Source organism: Alcaligenes sp. LTN-3, from assembly GCF_059735605.1.
The window spans coordinates 1591471-1609581 of record NZ_JCAPDN010000001.1; the positions used below are offsets into that span (position 1 = coordinate 1591471).

Sequence of the window (18111 nt, forward strand, 5' to 3'; positions counted from 1 at the left end):
CCCTGGCCACTACTGGGCTGACACCAGACGGCTGGGCAACCAGCCTCCCAAATGCTGCACAGCCAGCCGTCCCAGACCTTCGATCCATTGCGGGTCGTCATTCAGGCAAGGAATGTAATGGAACTCGCGACCGCCCTCTTCCAAAAAGGCGTCGCGACACTCCACCTGAATCTCCTCCAGGGTTTCCAGGCAATCTGCCAAGAAACCGGGGCAAACGGCATCGACACGTCCTACCCCCTGCTTACCCCACTCACGCAAGGTAGGCTCGGTGTACGGCTCCAGCCAGCGCTGCGCACCAAAGCGACTTTGAAAAGCCATGTGGACTTCTACAGCAGGCTCATCGAGCGCCGCACGCAAGGCATTGGCCGTTTCACGGCAATCGCGATAATAAGGGTCACCCAGTTCCACGCAGCGGCGTGGCAAACCGTGAAAACTCAATAACAAGCGCTCTGGCTTGCCATGTTCATCCCAATAACGACGAATCAGCGCTGCCAAGGAACCAATGTAATCCGGGTGCGTGTGATAGCGCTTGAGAAAACGCAGCTCTGGCTGATTGCGCTGTTTGCCCAGATGCGCCGCGACACAATCGACCGCTGTCGCGGTCGTGCTGGCTGCATATTGTGGATAGAGGGGCAAACTCAAAATCCGCTCGCAACCTGCAGCTTTCAATTTATCCAGTCCGCTGGCAATGGACGGGTTGCCATAACGCATCCCCAGTTCCACCTTCACATCGTGGCCCTGCGAGTGCAACAACTTTTGTAAACCATCGGCCTGGGCCTGGCTATAGACCAGCAAGGGGGCGCCCTGCGGCAACCAGATGTCTTTGTAACGCGGCGCCAGCTTGCTGGGACGGCGGGGCAAAATGAATAGGCGCAAAATAATCTGCCAGACCGGCTGCGGGATTTCAATTACCCGAGGATCAGACAGAAACTCGCCCAGATAACGGCGAATGGATGCCGCATCGGGCTGATCCGGCGTACCCAGATTGACCAGCAAGATACCGACCGGCCCAGCCTGGCGTACCGGAGCCTGGTCATTGAACATATCGGCGTCCTGCTCTTCGGGCAAATAAGGAGAAGCAAACAACTTGGGCATGATGATTAATACCTTAGACAGCCAGCAAACCTTCCGCCTGCCAACAGGTTGAAGATCTATCCATTAACTGGCCGAGTGATGGCTCAGGGCATTGGACAATAGCCGAGCCGTAATGTCCACGATCGGAATCACACGATCATACGCCATCCGCGATGGCCCGATCACACCCAGCGTACCCACGACTTTGCCGTCCACTCCATACGGGGCGGTAATCACAGAGACATCATCCAGCGGCAGGAGCTGGGAGTCTCCGCCGATATAAATCTGCACCCCTTCAGCCTGGCTGGACACATCCAGCAGATGCAACAGATCGGTTTTTTTCTCGAACAGGGAAAACAGACGGCGCAAACGATCCATGTCCGCCACCATTTCCGAGACATTTAACAACTTGCTCTCGCCAGCGATCACCACGGCCTCCTCACTGTCAGGCTGATGGCTGCCTACATCCACCGCTTGCTGCATCAGGCGCGAAATGTCCGCCTGCAAAGAGCTAAGCTCCTGCGACAAGGCCAGCTTGACCGACTCAAAAGACAGGCCAGAGAAATGCTGATTGAAAAAGTTGCTGGCCTCGACCAGCTCCTGCTCCAGGTAATCACGCGGCACAAACAGGATACGGTTTTGCACATCGCCATCTGGTGTGACGATAATCAGCAACACCCGCTTGTCGGACAGGCGAATAAACTCAATCTGCCGGAAGGTCTGCGCTTTTTTCGGTGCCAGCACCACGCCAGCAAACTGCGACAGATTCGACAGCAAGGCAGCGGCGGAACTGACCGCCCGGTTGGGTTCATCAAAAGGCAGATACTGGCTAAGGTTGCGAGCATCAGGCCGCTCGAAACGCTCTGCCGCTAATAGACGATCCACAAACAAGCGGTAACCCTTGGGCGTGGGAATACGCCCCGCCGAGGTGTGCGGGCTGTGAATCAGTCCCAAGCCTTCCAACTCGGCCATCACATTTCGAATGGTGGCCGGAGAAAAATCAAAAACGGTCGATAAGGTACGAGACCCTACCGGCTGACCATCGGCGATGTAACGCTCGATCAGCACCTTCAACAAGGCATTTGCTCTGTCATCCATGTCGCGTACGTCACTTAAAAACACCAGCACTGCATGATAAAGGGGAGAATCTTACAGCCAAGCCTAGAGTGGCAACTCTATAATCCACTGATCGCCATTATTTCATTAATCTTAAGGTTTTCGCCCCATGCATTTCAAAACGGTTGCCATTGTTGGCAGATACCAGGACTCCGGCTTGGATGCGCCCATCCGATCGCTGGCCAATACCCTGGTCAGCACTGGTTGCTCGGTATTGCTTGAGGCCACAACCGCCCAGAATGCCGGTATTACCGAATTTCCCATCGGCGATTATGCCCAAATTGGCGAACACGCCGATCTGGCTATCGTGATGGGCGGCGACGGCACCATGATAGGCGCGGCTCGCGAATTAGCCCACAGTAAAGTCCCCCTGATCGGAATCAACCATGGTCGCCTGGGCTTTATTACCGATATTCCCTTGAATGACGCCAACGACGCCTTGCTGAGCGTTCTCAAAGGCGAGTATGACGTTGAAGAGCGCTCCATGCTGGAAGGCCGCGTCGTGCGCGACGGACAAGTGCTGTATTCAGGCGTGGCCCTGAACGATGTGGTCATCAACCGCGCTGGCCGTGGCGGCATGATCGAGCTGCGCGTAGAACTGGATGGTGTATTCATGTATCGCCAGCGCTCGGACGGCCTGATCATCTCCACTCCCACCGGCTCGACCGCCTATGCTTTGGCCGCCAGCGGCCCCTTGCTGCACCCGTCCCTGAAAGCCTTTTTGCTGGTGCCTGTCGCGCCGCAAACCCTGTCTAACCGGCCCATCGTGCTACCCGACACAGGTACCTTGAACTTGACCATTACGGCACTGGGCCGGGTGGAATCAGGTGGCAGTGTGCACTTTGACATGCAAACCTGGTCCGACTGTCAGCAGGGAGACCGCATTGATGTGCGTCGCTCCCAGGACACCATTCGCTTTATCCATCCCAAGGGCTACAGCTTTTTTTCCACTCTGCGCCAAAAACTGGGCTGGAATCACATCCCTTTGCCTAACGACGAAAACGAATAAACCTCTATGCTCCGTACCCTGCACGTTCGAGACTTTGTCATCGTGGATCAAGCCACGATTGATTTCGACACCGGCTTCACGGTCTTTTCCGGGGAGACCGGCGCTGGCAAATCCATCCTGATTGACGCGCTCTCCCTGGTTCTGGGAGCACGCGGCGATGCCAAAGCCATACGCGAAGGCTGCACACGCACTGAAGTCAGCGCACACTTCGATTGCGAACAAGACATTCAGCGCTGGCTGAGCGAGCGTGACTTCGATGTTTCGGACGAGTTGATCTTGCGTCGTCTGATTGACCTGCAAGGGCGCAACCGCAGCTACATCAACGGCAGCGCAGCAACCTTGACCCAGTTGCGTGAGCTGGGCGAATTGCTGGTGGATATTCACGGCCAGCACGCACATCAAAGCCTGATGAATCCTCAAAGTCAGTACGATCTGCTCGATAGCCAAGGCGGCCATTTGCCACTGGCGCGTCAAGTGGCACAATCCTGGCAGCAATTGAGTCAGGCGCGCAAAGCCGTCGAACAAGCCAGCCAAAGTGCGGAACAAGGCAAGCGCGAGCAAGAGCGCCTGGAATGGCAGATCAATGAGCTCTCCAGCCTGAATCTGCGCGCTGGGGAATGGGACCAGCTACAACAAGAACACACCCGTCTGTCTCATGCTCAAGCCCTGATTGATGGCAGTGCGCTGGCCCTGACCGCTCTGGATGGCGAGGAAACCTCGGTACAGCAACTGCTGGGCAAGGCCAGCCACGAAATGAGTGCCCTATTGCGCCATGACCCTGGCCTGCAAGCGATTGTGGATGCGCTGGAGTCGGCACAAATTGCCGTCACCGAAGCGGCTTCGGATCTGAACAGCTACTTAAGCGATATGGAGCTGGACCCCGAGCGCCTGGCTCAAGCAGAGGAGCGGGTGTCAGCCATTTTCAGTGCCGCGCGCAAACTGAAAGTGGAGCCCGAGGAATTACCCAGTCTGCTGGACTCCTGGCAGGAGCAGCTCGCACAGTTACAGCAATCTTTTGATTTGGAGGCCTTGCAAGCCAAGGCCCAGCACGCGCAGAAGCAGTATCAGGAGCTTAGCGGCAAGCTTAGTGCGGCAAGACGCAAAACCAGTGTGCAGCTTGGCAAACAAGTCAGCCAGGCCATGCAGTCCATGGCCATGCAAGGCGGCCGTTTCGAGGTCGCCCTGACCGCCTGCGAACCTCAAGTCCATGGTGTCGAGCACGTGGAGTTCCTGGTTGCAGGTCACGAAGGCGTCACACCGCGTCCACTGGCCAAAGTGGCCTCTGGAGGTGAGTTGGCTCGAATCTCCCTGGCGCTGTCTGTGATCGCCAGTCAAGCGGCTCGTGTACCTACCTTGATTTTTGATGAAGTCGATACCGGTGTGGGTGGCGCAGTGGCCGAAGTGGTAGGACGTCTACTGCAAGAGCTGGGCGCACGCCATCAGGTTCTGTGCGTGACCCACCTGCCCCAGGTGGCTGCCTGTGGGAACCATCATCTGAAAGTCGAGAAAACGACCGAACAAGGCCAGACTTTTTCCTCGATCCGCCCCTTGACACAAGATGAACGGGTAGATGAGATTGCCCGTATGCTGGGTGGTCTGAAAATTACGCAAACCACGCGTGAACATGCACGGGAAATGCTGGCGCGACAGTAAAGCTGCTTTTGAAACGCAAACCAAACCACCAGCGCCGCAGCAACTGGTGGTTTTTTCATGTCCGGCTGTGATGCCCTATGGCCTGAATCTGACTGTTCTTTGAATTTTCAGAATGCCGTCCTGGCTATCCTGCCCCCCAATCGTCAGATCCTGGGCCTGCGGGCCAGCTACAACAGAATTAACTACGCAAACCGGGCTTGGCCTGCTTGCCCGCTTCCGAACATTTGGGGCAAATACCATACAACAGCATCGTATGGCTCTCCAGCACAAAACCGTGATCCTGTGCGACCTGATGCTGACGGGCTTCGATATTGCTGTCGGTAAACTCTTCGACAACGCCACAATTGGTGCAAATCAGGTGATCGTGGTGATCGCCATCATTCAGTTCAAAGACGGCCTTGCCGCCGTCAAACTGGCTACGCACCAAAATGCCGGCTTGTTCAAACTGGGTCAACACACGGTATACCGTGGCCAAACCAATATCGACTTCTTCAGCAATGAGCAAACGGTATACGTCTTCAGCGCTCAGGTGTCGTTGGCCGTCCTGATCGGAGCGGCGAAAAATATCCAGAATCTTCAGGCGTGGAAACGTCGCCTTAAGCCCCATGTTCTTCAGTTCATTTTGATCGTTCATGGCTAAATTATCGCATCTTGATGGGGATGGATCTCAAGTCCGTTCTGATTGAAAACCAGCTCGTCTTGAGGCGGTTCAACGCGCAATTCATGCGCTTTTTCCTAAACCCTTATATGATAACGATTTTATTCCTACTGGGGCATTTCGTGCAGAAGAAGGCCAATTCATTCACTCCTGTCATCCGCGCCATACTCGCAGCCAGCTTGGCTGCCGCCGCCCTGAGCGCCTGCGGATCCTCCAAATGGGGCTTCCCATACCGCGCAGACATTCAGCAGGGGAACTGGATCACTGCCGAGCAAGTGGCCCGCCTGCAACCGGGGATGACTCGCGAACAGGTACGTTATCTGCTGGGCTCACCGACCTTGCAAGACATTTTCCACGCCGACCGTTGGGACTATCCTTACCTGAACCGACCTGGCTACGGCAAGATCGAGCAGCGCACGTTCACCGTCTGGTTTGAAGGCGACACCCTGGTTCGCTGGCAAGGCGACGAACAGCCTGATCGCCAACCATTCGAGCGCAGCGATACCGGCAAGAAACAAACGCCGCCTCCCGCTGACGCCGAAAATACGGCCCCCACGCCCAGCGTGACCGGCAACCAGCCCACGCTTTAAGCTTTACGTTAAGGACACTGGATACATGCGCATTGCCATTGCTGGCGCAGACGGCCGTATGGGCCGTATGCTGATTGAAGCTGTTTTGAACAGTACCGACCTGACACTGGCCGCCGCCTTGGACCACAGCGGCTCCAAAGCCATCGGCCAGGATGCAGGAGCTTTTCTGGGTAAAGACACGGGAATCAAGATCACGGACGATCTGAACGCCCTGGCCCAAGCCGACTGCCTGATTGACTTCACCCGCCCTGAAGGCACCCTGGCCCATCTGGATGCCTGCGTCCAACACGGCACCCGTCTGGTGATTGGCACCACCGGCTTTTCTGAAGCAGAGAAACAACAGATCCAAGCCGCTGGCCGCGAGATTGCCATTGTCTTCGCCCCGAACATGAGCGTGGGCGTCAATGCAACCTTGAAACTGATTGAAATGGCCGCTGCCTTGTTGAACCAGGGCTTCGATGCCGAGGTATTTGAAGCCCACCATCGCAACAAGGTGGATGCACCCTCGGGCACCGCCTTGGCCATGGGTGAAGTCATCGCCCAGACCTGGGGCGAATCCCTGAACGATGTAGCCGACTGGGCCCGTCACGGACATACCGGGGCGCGTCAGGATGGCCGCATTGGTTTTTCCGTTGTCCGTGGTGGCGACATTGTGGGCGACCACACCGTGTTTTTCTGCGGTGAAGGCGAGCGCATCGAAATTTCGCATCGCTCCAGCAGCCGTGCCGGTTATGCCAATGGCAGCCTGCGTGCCGCCCGTTTCCTGGGCGATAAAAGCACCGGCCTGTACACCATGCGGGACGTACTGGGCCTGTAAGTTCCTGACTTGCAGACACTCTGATAAAAAGCCGGCTTTCGAGCCGGTTTTTTTACGCCGCGCAACATCAAGCCATTGGGCCTTCTTTTTCGCTTATTGGCGACCCACTACTTCAACCATTTATTTTATTGTTTGGACTGCAGCAGAGATTTCATCTTGAATATCAGTACATATGCAATAAGAAATACCGAATACAATCAGAGCCACCCCTACAAAATCAGCCATGAAGCTACATTACGCACCCACGGAGACGCTACATGAGTATTCCCTCCTCCTCTGCTGACACGTTGCTGGCTACCCAAGCCTTCCAGGCATTTCGTCATTTATTGGCGACCGGGCAGGTACGCGCGGGGCAGATGGTGTCGATGGCGGAGCTGATGAAACTGAGCGACTTTCCACTGGCTCCGGTGCGCGAGGCCGTCAAGCGGGCGGCGGCGGCCGGGCTGGTCTCTATCTTGCCCAAGCGCGGCGTTCTGGTTTTGGAGGCAACCACGGAAGCCCTACGGGAATGTTTTCAGTTGCGCTGTGTCTTCGATCAGGAAGGGGCCAGGATATTGGCAAGCCGTGCCACGCAGCCCGCACTGGAGAGCTTGCGGGAACAACACCAGAACATCCTGGAGCAGGCGCAAAGCGGCCTTGTCACCACCGCCTTGCAGATTCAGGCCATGGAAGTGGACTGGGCCTTGCACCGCTATCTGGCACAAGCGTTGCAGAACCGCTCGGCCATGACGATTTACGAAGAAAATTGTGATCGCATCAATGTGCTGCAGCACTCGCGACGGCCTTTGCCCGAGCGCATCGTACCCGCCATGAAGGAACATTTGCACATTCTGGACACGCTGCAGGCGGGCAAACCCGAAGCGGCCATGGAAGCGGTACGCCACCATCTGGCACAAACGCTGCGATGGTGGGGCGCGGTAGACGCTTAATTCACCATAACGGGCTCTTGTTCCAGCTCCACGCCAAAGCGTTCCCGAACAGAGCCACGAATTGCTTGGGCCAAGTGTTCAATATCATGCGCGGTCCCGCCGCCATGATTTACCAGCACCAAAGCCTGACGGTCGTGTACACCCACCGCGCCATCGCGCTTGCCTTTCCAGCCACACTGATCAATCAACCAGCCTGCCGCTAACTTGCATTGGCCTTGTCCAAGGTCATAAGAGACCAGATTGGGCCATTGCTGCTTCAAGGCATCACGCTGCTCGGTCTGCACCACGGGATTCTTGAAGAAACTGCCCGCATTACCCAGGACGTGGGGATCAGGCAATTTTTGACGGCGAATCTCGCAGACTGCATCGAAAATGCGTTGCGGGTCTGGCTCGCCCGCCAAATGAGCTTGCTTATTAAGATCGGGATATTCCAGCACCGGTGTCCATTGACGTGGTAAGGCAAAACGCACGGCCAGAATCAACCAGCTACCAGCCGGATCATGCTTGAAGCGGCTGTCTCTATAGGCAAAGCCACATTCGGCCGCAGACAGCTCCACCTCTTTGCCTTCTTTAAAGCTCCAGGCCAACACACTGTGCACCCGCTGCTCCAGTTCCAGGCCATAAGCACCAATGTTCTGAACCGGAGCCGCACCCACCGTACCAGGAATCAACGCCAGGTTCTCCAAACCAGGCCAGCCCAGATTCAAGCAATGCTGAACAAAATCATGCCAGCACTCGCCCGCCTGCGCCTCCACAACATAGACATCGTCCCGCTCTTGCAGCAGACGGATCCCTTTGCTTTCTACCTTGATCACCAGGGCATCCACGTGCTCGGCCAGCACCACATTGCTGCCACCGCCCAGCACAAAGATACGCTCGCCCTGCTCCACCAGCGCTTGCAAGGCAGGTAGCTGGGTAACATTGTCATACACCACCAGGTCGCGCGCGCGGCTATCCAAACCCAAGGTATTAAAAGAGCTCAAATCCACATTACGCTGCCTGTCCACGGCCCTGTCTCACAATCAAAGAAAGCAGTAAGCATAGCTCGGACGGCCTATTTTCCGGAAAAATTTACAGAATCTATTGACAAGCATATTTCCTGCGGTCTATAGTTACGTTCTTGCTTAGCGCAGCGTTGGTTTCGCAGCAAAAGGCAGTTTATAGGCAGGCTAGTTTGTTAGGCAGTACAGATAAAAAGCGTAAGCGATAAAAAGCATAAGCAAAATATCAAAAACTCTTGACAAACAAAGATAGCCACTCTAAACTAGCTTTCTTTACTTAATAAGCAAAAGCTAATAAGTAAATCGCTGAAAACAGATTCAATCTGCACAGCAAAATGCGGGAGTAGCTCAGTTGGTAGAGCGCAACCTTGCCAAGGTTGAGGTCGCGAGTTCGAGACTCGTCTCCCGCTCCAGATTCCTAAGGGAAGCCTAGGCTTCCCTTTTTAATCGACCACGGCGCAATGGCAGAGTGGTTATGCAGCGGATTGCAAATCCGTCTAGGTCGGTTCGATTCCGGCTTGCGCCTCCAGTAATGCTGGTCACAAGTCGGTAGTGCAGTAAAAAATGCGGGAGTAGCTCAGTTGGTAGAGCGCAACCTTGCCAAGGTTGAGGTCGCGAGTTCGAGACTCGTCTCCCGCTCCAAATTCAGAAAGCCCAAACTTCGGTTTGGGCTTTTTTTCGTCCTGCCCCCCCATTTCCTCCCCTTGCTGTCACAGCCACGGCCTGCTGCCGCCTGCCCGTTACGTATAACTACCTACATATAGATAAGACAACACCGCCCGCCTGAGGGTATAAATATCAGTAAACGGCAGTTACACAGAACAAACCGGAGGGGCACCAGCTCCCAAACATAAACGTAATCGATACGGCCACCAGTTATTGATTATTTTTACAGTTAAATCTATGGAGCACAGGACAACTATGAAATCCCTCTCCTCCCCGGTACCTGTCGAAGAAAATCGTCGCCTACGCATCCTAGCGGAGTACAAACTGCTAGATACTCCCCCTACAGAAGAGTTTGACCGGCTCGTTAACCTGGCAGCCAGATTATTCAAGGTACCAATCGCTCTGATTTCGCTGATCGATAAGGACCGACAGTTTTTCAAGGCACGTGTTGGTATTGATCTGTGCGAAACAAGGCGCGCTGATTCGTTTTGCACGACGACCATCCTGTCCAATGACATTTTGCTTGTCCCGGACGCCTTGAACGCCCCCCACTTTGCACCGAACCCATTAGTCACCAAACCGCCACACGTTCGCTTCTATGCGGGAAAACCACTACTCGCCCCGACGGGGGAGCGATTGGGCACGGTATGCCTGATGGATACCAAGCCGCGCCATGTCTTCACCGAAACTGATCGTGCCAACCTTTCCGACCTGGCAACCCTGGTAATGGCGCGAATGGAAGCGCACCGCCTGGAACAAACCAAATCAGACAGCAAAGCCCGTTTTGAAAATATCGCAGCCACCTCCCCTGATGCCATCATCTGCTCTGACGAGCATGGCCGCATCACGTTCTGGAATCGCTCTGCAGAGAAAATCTTTGGCTATCTAGCTGACGAGACCCTCAACCAGCCAGGATCGATTATTGTGCCCGACAATTGGCGTAAGATTTACGAGAAAGAGCTTTTACGGCTGCGACAGGGCGAGCGAATGAAACTTGCTGACCGCACGATCGAACTATCCGCTTTGCGTAAGGACGGAACCGAGTTCCCGGCAGAGTTCTCATTATCGACCTGGGTTGAAGCAGACACCACCCATATCGGCGCCATTGTGCGAGACATCACTGAGCGCCGGCATCATGAAGAAAGGCTGTTTCAACTGGCCTCGCTAGACGCACTAACAAACCTTGCCAACCGGGAAATGTGGCGGGCACGCCTTGCCCAAACGCTTGCCAACGAAACCCCTGCAACCATATTGTTAATTGAGCTGGACGACTTCAAGGAAATCAACGATACCTTCGGCCACTCGGCTGGCGATGCCGCCCTCAAACACATCGCCCAGCAATTAAAGTCGACATTTCCCAACGCCATTAAGCTTGCTCGATTCGGTGGCGACGAGTTTATGGCCTTGCTGCCCGGAAACGGCGTGCAGGCGGCACGAAGAGCCGCACAAACACTGATCAACGTCTTTGCAACGCCGTATAACTTTGCTGGCCAGTCTTTTGACACCAGTATCAGCATTGGCGTGGTTCTCGCGCCGACGCACGGCACTAGCGCCGAGGATATTCTGAGCGCAGCCGATCTGGCACTCTACAAAGCGAAATCATCCGGTAAGGGATACTACGAGGTGTTCTCTCCGGCCTTGCGCGAGGTCGCTGTCGCACGCAGATCGTTCGAGCGGGAATTACGCCTGGCCTTTGAAAACGATGAGTTTGAGCTTTTCTACCAACCCCAAGTATCAACACACACTAGGCAGTTGACCGGAGCAGAAGCACTGATTCGGTGGAACCACCCCACAAGGGGCTTGTTAACGCCGCTCTCTTTTATTGATGTGCTCAACGAAAAGCCATCTGCGCCTGCTATAGGAGAATGGATATTACAAACGGCCTGCCGTCAGGCCGTGCGCTGGCAAGCAACCATCCCCGATTTTCGTATCAGCGTAAACCTGTTCGAGGCACAGCTACGTACCAATCGCCTGCTCTACACAATCAGCGCTCTACTGGCTGAAACAGGTCTGCCTGCCAGTTCTCTTGAGCTGGAAATCGTGGAGACCTCCTTGCTTCGCAACGAAGCAGTCACCAAAAACTTGTTTCGCGGTTTACGAAACATAGGCGTTGGTCTGGCCTTCGACGACTACGGGACAGGCTACGCATCATTAAGCCTGCTAAAAACATATCCAGTCAGCCGCCTAAAAATCGACCGGTCATTCATCCACCATGTCTACGAATATGCCGGAAATGCCGCACTGGTCAGGGCTATTATCTACTTAGCCAAGAACTTTGGCCTGGATGTAATTGCAGAAGGCGTGGAAACGGAAGAGCAATTCGTATTCCTTAAAAATAATAAATGCCCAGAAATACAAGGCTATCTTTTTGGAAGACCTGTTTCAGCTGAAACATTCACAGCGCAATTTATCGAGCACCAGGGTCCACTTAACTTTCCGCACGCCAGGCAAGCAGTCAACGCGGGATCAACCGAACAACTCATGACTGGCAAAGATGGCCCTTGATCTTGGTACCGCTATCTATTTAAAGAAATCATCAGGATGCCTCATCTTGCCGGATACTGCTCTTTATGACACCTCAAACTGCCATCCGCATGGCTGACTACAACAGCCAAATGAACCGCCGTCTTTATCAGGCCGCCGCTCGCTTGCCCCCAGAGAAGCAGCATCAAGAGTGCGGCGCCTTCTTTGGCTCCTTGTTCAAGACGATGATGCACATTGCAGTGGGGGATACGATCTGGCTGCACCGCTTTGCCCAGCATCCTGATGCCCTCAGCTTGCGCGAAGAAATGGAGGTATTTACCAAGCCACGTACACTGGATCAGCAGTTATTCGACACCTTGGCGGAACTGGATCCGTACCGTCGCAAACTGGATCTGATTATTATTGCTTGGGCGGCCACACTGACACCCGAGCAACTGGGCCAAACGCTACGCTATAACAATATGGCGGGCCAGAGCATGGAGAAGGATGTTGCGCTTTTGGTGACGCACTTTTTTAATCACCAGACTCACCATCGTGGTCAGGCCAGCACCTTGTTGTATCAAGCGGGTGTCGATATTGGGGTGACTGATTTAATGGCCTTGGTATCCTGAATATTGTAGCCCGCAGGCCTCAAGGCAGACGGACAGCGCCACGCTTGCCGCTCCAGGACCACAAGATTTTTGCGTCTGAGATAACGCCGCTCAGGTCTCCGCTTCCAATGAAAAAAGCCTGCTTGTCCTTGCCAAGCAGGCTTTTGTATCAGGCAAGCCTGTCTGCTCACTCCACCCTTAATACTGCGCCCGCAAGGACAGCATCACGTTTTGCGGAGCACCGTACCAGCCCTGGTTATAAAAACCGATCTGCGAGTAGTACTTTTTGTCGAACAGGTTGTTCACGTTCAAGGTGGCCGAGACGCGCTTGTTGAAGTCATAACTTGCCATCAGATTCACGATGGCATAGCTGCCCTGCTCAACATTCACCACTTTGCGGCCTGGTGCCGTGGCGTTCTGATACATGCGATTTTGCCAATCAATGCCGCCGCCCACAGTCAGCCCTTGCCAATCCCCTGACAAGCGATAGGTGGTATAGAGCTTGAACAAGGTACGTGGCTTGCTGGTATTGATGGGCTTGCCTTTCGCATCCTTGGCGGTAAAGGTCGTCAAACTCGTGGCCAGATTCCAGCCAGGCATCAGTTCTCCGCCCAACTCCAGCTCCACCCCTTCTACTTTGGCCCCCGACACCGGGCGGTAAGCAGGTGTATTAGGTGGTGCACCAATCACATTATTACCTGTGGCTTCCGCCAAATTGTCCTGCCGTGTCTGGAACAGGGACAATGCACCATTGAGCCGGCCATCCATCCATGCCGCTTTCAAGCCCAACTCATAGCTTTTACCGGTAATCGGTGCCAGAATCGCACCCTGTTCGTTGCGGGCGTTCTGCGGCTTGAATATCTCGGTATAGCTGGCGTAAGCGGTATAGGTATCGTCAAAGTCATAGATCAGGCCGGCATAGGGGATGAACTCGTTACGATGGCGATACTGACGCTTGGAACCAAAGTAGGTCTGATCAGTTTCCCAGTTGCTCAGCCGCCCCCCCACCATCAAGCGCAAACTATCGCTCAAGGCAAAGCGGCCAACGGCATAGGCGCCGGACTGTTTGTTATCCGTATCATCAGCCTGGGATGGCTCACTGGACCAGTTCGGCTCCGGCTCTCGGCCTGGCTGATAGAAGCTGGCCGCCGCAGCCAATGGGGGTACGGCCCGATACTGCGGGAAAGATACGCGATCCTGGGACATCATCCAGCCCACCGAAAACTCGTGCTCTTTGCCAAACAAGGTAAATGGCCCGGACAAGGACGCATTCAATGCCTTGCGGCGTACATCGCCTTCGTAATAAGAGTACGAGTTCGATGTACCCAGCCCTGTTTCCCGATCCGGATACCCACCCCGAAACAGGTTTTTCATGAAGGCATCGGTGTAGGACTGGTTATAGGTCAAGCGCAAGCTCAAGTTATTCTTGAACTGGTGGCTCAAATCCACAAAACCCGTTGTCGTATTGTTCTCGACGCGTGACCAGTTTGTATTGTTGGAAATCGAACGCTTGAAATCCGTACGAGAGCCATCGCTATAGAACAGCGGAAAACCACTGCCAAAACCATTATTGGAGCTGGACTGATAGGCAACACCCCCCGTCAACTCCATGCCAGGCATCAAGTCAGCCGTGACCACGCCATACAATGTACGGGTTTTAGTATCCTGCAAATCGGTATAGCTATTGGCCTTGCCATAAGCTCCTACAATACGGCCACGGATACGCCCATCTTCCGTGATCGGGGTAGACACATCTGCGTATCCACGCGCAAAGTCCCAGCTTCCGACACTGATCCCCCCCGATGCGGCAAAGTCCCGCAAAGGACGTTTGCGTACATAATTGACGGCTGCCGAAGGATTACCGGCCCCCGTCATCAAACCGGTCGCGCCGCGCACCACTTCAACCCGATCAAAAACGACCAGGTCCAGGTTGCTTTCACCAAAGGCCCAGGGCGACAAAACTGGCTGCGTCAAACCATCAAACTGATAGTTGTCGATACCAAAACCACGCGAAGAAAAGGAATAACGATTGGTATCGCTGCGTGTCACAGATATACCCGGCGCGCTTTGCAAGGCATCCGCCGTCGTCTGCATGCCGCGATCATCCATCATTTTTCGGGTGACCACACTGACCGATTGCGGCGTCTCCTTGATAGAAAGAGACAGCCCCGTCGCCGTGCTCATGGCCTTGGTGGTGTAGGACGGATCGGTTTCCGTCACGCCTGGGTCTCGATTGCCCTTGATCGTAATGGTGGACAGTTCTACAGGCGTATCAGCCACGGAATCCTGCGCCCAGGCCGGGCTGCTGGCAGCAACCAGCAACATGGCAGAACGAGTGACAGGGACAAGCAAGCGCAATCTTGAACGGGCATAGCAGGTTGAAGCAGCAGGCATGAGCAAGGATCTCAGAACAGGTTTTAGATGCGAACAATTATCATCTACAGAGTTTGCATGAGCGTATCCCTAAACGCAAAAACCCTATTCCAAATATCAGTCCTGCCGCTTTCCTTCTAGGAGGGGCATCGATCCGCGCGCAGTTGCAGCCAAAACCAGCTAACGGCACTGAGCAAGACGCAGATCAGCATGGCGGCTGACATCCGCAGAGGCTGGCCGTAGACCCACGGCACCAGCCAACCGCTGACCAGCGAAAACGTACTCATCTGGCAAAAGCCCAATAAGGAGGCCGCCAACCCGGCCCGACTGGGAACTTGGGCCAAAATACGCATGGTCACCACCGGCATCAACATAGCCAGACCTGCGGTGAAAAAGGCGGGGAGCAACACGGCCCACGGCAAGGCAGGATGCCAGGCGCTGGCCAGATACCCGGTATAGACAAGGCAACTGGCCAGCATCAAGCCATAGGCGCAGCGAATAATCGTGATGTCTCCCCAATGTCGCACAAGATGGGCAGAGGCCAAAGCCCCCAACATGGCCCCGACCACCAAAGGCACAAACAACACGGCAAAGGCGGTTTCAGGCAAATTCAAAGTATGAGAAATGAAATCCGGAGCAGCGCCGATCAGAAAGGCCTGAGCCCCAATCAGCAAACTTAAGGCCACACTCATGCCCATAAAAGGCACATCGCCCAGTAATTGCCCAATATCGCTACGCAACTGGCGCCAGGCCAAAGGCTGACGCTTACTGCTGGGCAGGGTTTCAGGCAAGCGACGCAGGCACAAGTAGCACGCCGCAGCGGCCAGGGCGGCCAGCATCCAGAACACAGCGCGCCAACCCAAAAGCGCAATCAATTGACCACCCACAATCGGGGCCAGCGCGGGCGAGACATTAAAGACCACGACGATATAAGACAGAGTCCGTTGCGCCTGTTCACCTTGATAGCAATCACGCACCATGGCCTGGCCAATCACCAAACCCGCTCCGGCCGACAAGCCTTGCAGTACCCGAGCAGCCAAGAGCCAATCCATGCTGGGCGCCAAGGCCGCCATCACCGAGCCAGTGATATACACCGCCAGGGACGCCACAATCACAGGTTTGCGCCCCCAGGCATCGGACAAAGTGCCATGCAGCAGCAACATCGCTGCATAGGCAGACATATACACACCCAAGGTCTGCTGCACGCTTTCGGGGGGTACCTGAAACTCGCGCTCCAACGCGCTGAAAGCAGGTAGATAGGCGTCAATAGTGGCAGGTGCAACGCAGGCCAGCAGGCCCAGAATCAACACCATCAAGGGATACGGGGGAAGCGAGGAAGGCAACACAGCTCTGTCTGAAATAAAGAAACAAACCCGCATAGGGGAGGTCTTTTTCAGGATGGACCAGGCTCGCCAGAGTGGGGAATGGCAAACGCCTAAAGAGCTTTGAACAATGACAGAGCTGGCCGCCCGGCCACCTCAATTCAATTCGCTGGGCGCAATCCCGTAGCGCTCACGAAAGGCTGTGGCAAAGTTGGTGGCGTGGCGATAGCCCACAAAATGAGCCGCCTGCTGTACGCTCCAGCCCTGCGCCAGATAATCACGTGCCAGCTCCAGACGACGCTCACGTAACCAGCCAAACACAGAACACTGGTAGGTTGCCTGAAACTTCACCCGCAAGGTGCTCGGACTCATGCAGGCCAGCTTGGCCAGATCCGCCAAGGTATGATCGTCACCCGGCGCGTTGTACAAACGTTCACGCACACGCTCCAGTAGCTGTCGGTCACGGGCAGTGGCCGGCGACTCTTTAGCAGGCTTTGGAGTCAATCCGTCCAGCGCATGAGCCAGCATTTGCAGGCTGACACCTTCCAGCAGCAAATCGTACGTCGCCCCCTGCCAGGGGCTGTCTATCAACTGCTCGAGCGTGTTGAGCAAATGCGGCGGGACCGTCCACTTCTGCATGCACAGTCCGGATGGGCCCATCAGTTTGGACAGGGTGTCGCCCAAGCGCGAGTCGCCCACGCTTTCCGCTGAACGCAAAGAGAGGTTAATACAGCGCAAACGTTGCCCGGCCGGGTGTATCCCGGTCAACGCGACCGATTCGCTATGCGCAATACTGACACCACTTTGCGCGACCAGGCTCAGTTGATTCTGACTGGCCAGGCGGGCTTGCGCGCGGCCTTGCAGCATCACAATGGCAGAGAACTGCGGCGCGCTGACGGAACTGGATTCGTAGTGATGGTGCGTGACGATATCTGACAGCACCAGCTTGATGCCCGGCCTGACCTCGTGTTCCTGCACACGCCCCTCGGCAATGCAAAGCTGCTCCCTTTCCCGATCTGGGCCAACATAGTGAGGCAAACAATAGTGAAAGCCTGTCGGACGACCGAGTCGGTCAAAGTCCGATACTGTGAATCTGATCATAGGAATAGAGAAAGAAAACGATGTCAGCCTGGCGGATACGGGCTCAAGGCACTCGGGCCGATGGGAACAGAACATCCGACACAATGCAACTGAGAATAACATACATTCTCAATTATATGGCACCTCTAAAGAATTCAAAGAGTACGGCAATGCCTTGAATTAACGGAGTTTTATGTTGACCTCATCGTGCCAGGGTCTGTTCTTGCATCAAAATCGACACACAGAATCGCTACAATTTTGCATCTGTGCTGCACCTATTCTTCTTGCTGTTGATCACCTAGCAAAATGCAATCAGCTAAAGCAATCGGGGCATAAGCCCTTTTTTCATCACACCAATGGTTCCACATTTCCAAGCATGATTTGCCGCTCGACACCCCGCCTTAAATCAACGATTGGCCTGATTATTTTTTCTAGTCTGGCTGGTTTTTTCTGGTGGCTATTTTACGAGCGCTACTACCGCTATAAAGACTGCATAGAAACGGCTGCCTCCAGTTGCCTGAACGCGCAGGGAGACAACCTGATCGGCGCAGGTATGGTCTGGGCTTTGCCCGCCTTTATCTTTAGCGGCATCGCTGTGTACTACCTGTGGCGAGTCATTGGCCGCTGCTGTGCGAATAAACCTTAAACGCTATCCGCTTTAAAAACGACAGTATCAGCACAGCAAAAGCAGTTTATACGCAGACTGCTATAATCCGGCCCGGCAATTAGCGATCCTTTTGCCAACACAT

At 54.8% G+C, this 18111-nt stretch carries 15 protein-coding genes and 3 tRNA genes; 11 read left to right on the plus strand and 7 right to left on the minus strand.

What is annotated here, in order from left to right:
• Window positions 1-9: 9 nt before the first annotated feature.
• Together hemH and hrcA are read right to left on the minus strand one after the other, a co-directional pair.
• Window positions 10-1095: a ferrochelatase gene (hemH, locus tag AC6I6N_RS07455; protein ID WP_094197409.1), complete on the minus strand. Its 1086-nt coding sequence runs from the start codon at window positions 1093-1095 to the stop codon at window positions 10-12.
• Window positions 1096-1158: 63 nt separating this feature from the next.
• Window positions 1159-2172, minus strand: coding sequence for a heat-inducible transcriptional repressor HrcA (hrcA, locus tag AC6I6N_RS07460; RefSeq protein WP_094197410.1), 1014 nt, complete (start codon window positions 2170-2172; stop codon window positions 1159-1161).
• Window positions 2173-2299: 127 nt separating this feature from the next.
• Here hrcA and AC6I6N_RS07465 point away from each other — a divergent pair, with 127 nt between their 5' ends.
• Entirely contained in the window at window positions 2300-3199 is a 900-nt protein-coding gene (locus AC6I6N_RS07465) for an NAD kinase (protein WP_094197411.1), read from the plus strand.
• A 6-nt stretch (window positions 3200-3205) separates the two neighbouring features.
• Window positions 3206-4852: a DNA repair protein RecN gene (recN, locus tag AC6I6N_RS07470; protein ID WP_125278089.1), complete on the plus strand. Its 1647-nt coding sequence runs from the start codon at window positions 3206-3208 to the stop codon at window positions 4850-4852.
• Window positions 4853-5030: 178 nt separating this feature from the next.
• On the opposite strand, the gene fur is transcribed toward recN, so the two are convergent.
• Window positions 5031-5486: a ferric iron uptake transcriptional regulator gene (gene fur / locus AC6I6N_RS07475; protein WP_094197413.1), complete on the minus strand. Its 456-nt coding sequence runs from the start codon at window positions 5484-5486 to the stop codon at window positions 5031-5033.
• A 146-nt stretch (window positions 5487-5632) separates the two neighbouring features.
• Here fur and AC6I6N_RS07480 point away from each other — a divergent pair, with 146 nt between their 5' ends.
• The 3 genes from AC6I6N_RS07480 to AC6I6N_RS07490 all read left to right on the plus strand — a co-directional run bounded on the left by AC6I6N_RS07480 (window position 5633) and on the right by AC6I6N_RS07490 (window position 7846).
• Window positions 5633-6100 (plus strand): outer membrane protein assembly factor BamE, encoded by a 468-nt coding sequence (locus tag AC6I6N_RS07480; protein WP_319802190.1) that lies wholly within the window; start codon window positions 5633-5635, stop codon window positions 6098-6100.
• Window positions 6101-6125: 25 nt separating this feature from the next.
• Window positions 6126-6917: a 4-hydroxy-tetrahydrodipicolinate reductase gene (gene dapB, locus AC6I6N_RS07485; RefSeq protein ID WP_094197415.1), complete on the plus strand. Its 792-nt coding sequence runs from the start codon at window positions 6126-6128 to the stop codon at window positions 6915-6917.
• Between the two features lie 257 nt (window positions 6918-7174).
• Window positions 7175-7846: a GntR family transcriptional regulator gene (locus AC6I6N_RS07490; protein WP_094197416.1), complete on the plus strand. Its 672-nt coding sequence runs from the start codon at window positions 7175-7177 to the stop codon at window positions 7844-7846.
• On the opposite strand, the gene murB is transcribed toward AC6I6N_RS07490, so the two are convergent.
• Complete coding sequence (gene murB, locus AC6I6N_RS07495) at window positions 7843-8853, minus strand: UDP-N-acetylmuramate dehydrogenase (protein ID WP_094197417.1); 1011 nt, start codon at window positions 8851-8853, stop codon at window positions 7843-7845. The two genes, AC6I6N_RS07490 and murB, sit on opposite strands and share 4 nt — an antisense overlap.
• Before the next feature lie 331 nt (window positions 8854-9184).
• Here murB and AC6I6N_RS07500 point away from each other — a divergent pair.
• The 5 genes from AC6I6N_RS07500 to AC6I6N_RS07520 all read left to right on the plus strand — a co-directional run bounded on the left by AC6I6N_RS07500 (window position 9185) and on the right by AC6I6N_RS07520 (window position 12608).
• Window positions 9185-9260: transfer RNA gene (locus AC6I6N_RS07500), tRNA-Gly, on the plus strand.
• Between the two features lie 42 nt (window positions 9261-9302).
• Window positions 9303-9376, plus strand: a tRNA-Cys gene (locus AC6I6N_RS07505).
• Between the two features lie 37 nt (window positions 9377-9413).
• Window positions 9414-9489 (plus strand) — tRNA-Gly (locus AC6I6N_RS07510).
• A gap of 279 nt (window positions 9490-9768) precedes the next feature.
• Entirely contained in the window at window positions 9769-12018 is a 2250-nt protein-coding gene (locus tag AC6I6N_RS07515; protein ID WP_497943357.1) for a putative bifunctional diguanylate cyclase/phosphodiesterase, read from the plus strand.
• Between the two features lie 65 nt (window positions 12019-12083).
• Window positions 12084-12608, plus strand: coding sequence for a DinB family protein (locus tag AC6I6N_RS07520; RefSeq protein ID WP_094197419.1), 525 nt, complete (start codon window positions 12084-12086; stop codon window positions 12606-12608).
• 177 nt (window positions 12609-12785) lie between these two features.
• Here the strand turns inward: AC6I6N_RS07520 and fauA are convergent, their stop codons facing one another.
• From fauA to AC6I6N_RS07535, 3 genes are all read right to left on the minus strand, one after another.
• On the minus strand, window positions 12786-14981 hold the full coding sequence (gene fauA / locus AC6I6N_RS07525; RefSeq protein WP_321269017.1) for a TonB-dependent alcaligin siderophore receptor FauA: 2196 nt from the start codon (window positions 14979-14981) through the stop codon (window positions 12786-12788).
• Between the two features lie 116 nt (window positions 14982-15097).
• The gene (locus tag AC6I6N_RS07530) at window positions 15098-16273 is read right to left on the minus strand and encodes a multidrug effflux MFS transporter (protein ID WP_108728738.1); all 1176 of its coding nucleotides are present in this window, start codon (window positions 16271-16273) and stop codon (window positions 15098-15100) included.
• A 165-nt stretch (window positions 16274-16438) separates the two neighbouring features.
• On the minus strand, window positions 16439-17383 hold the full coding sequence (locus AC6I6N_RS07535) for a helix-turn-helix transcriptional regulator (protein WP_497943358.1): 945 nt from the start codon (window positions 17381-17383) through the stop codon (window positions 16439-16441).
• A gap of 172 nt (window positions 17384-17555) precedes the next feature.
• On the opposite strand from AC6I6N_RS07535, the gene AC6I6N_RS07540 reads away from it, so the two are divergent.
• Entirely contained in the window at window positions 17556-18008 is a 453-nt protein-coding gene (locus AC6I6N_RS07540; protein ID WP_497943359.1) for a hypothetical protein, read from the plus strand.
• The last annotated feature ends 103 nt before the right edge of the window (window positions 18009-18111 follow it).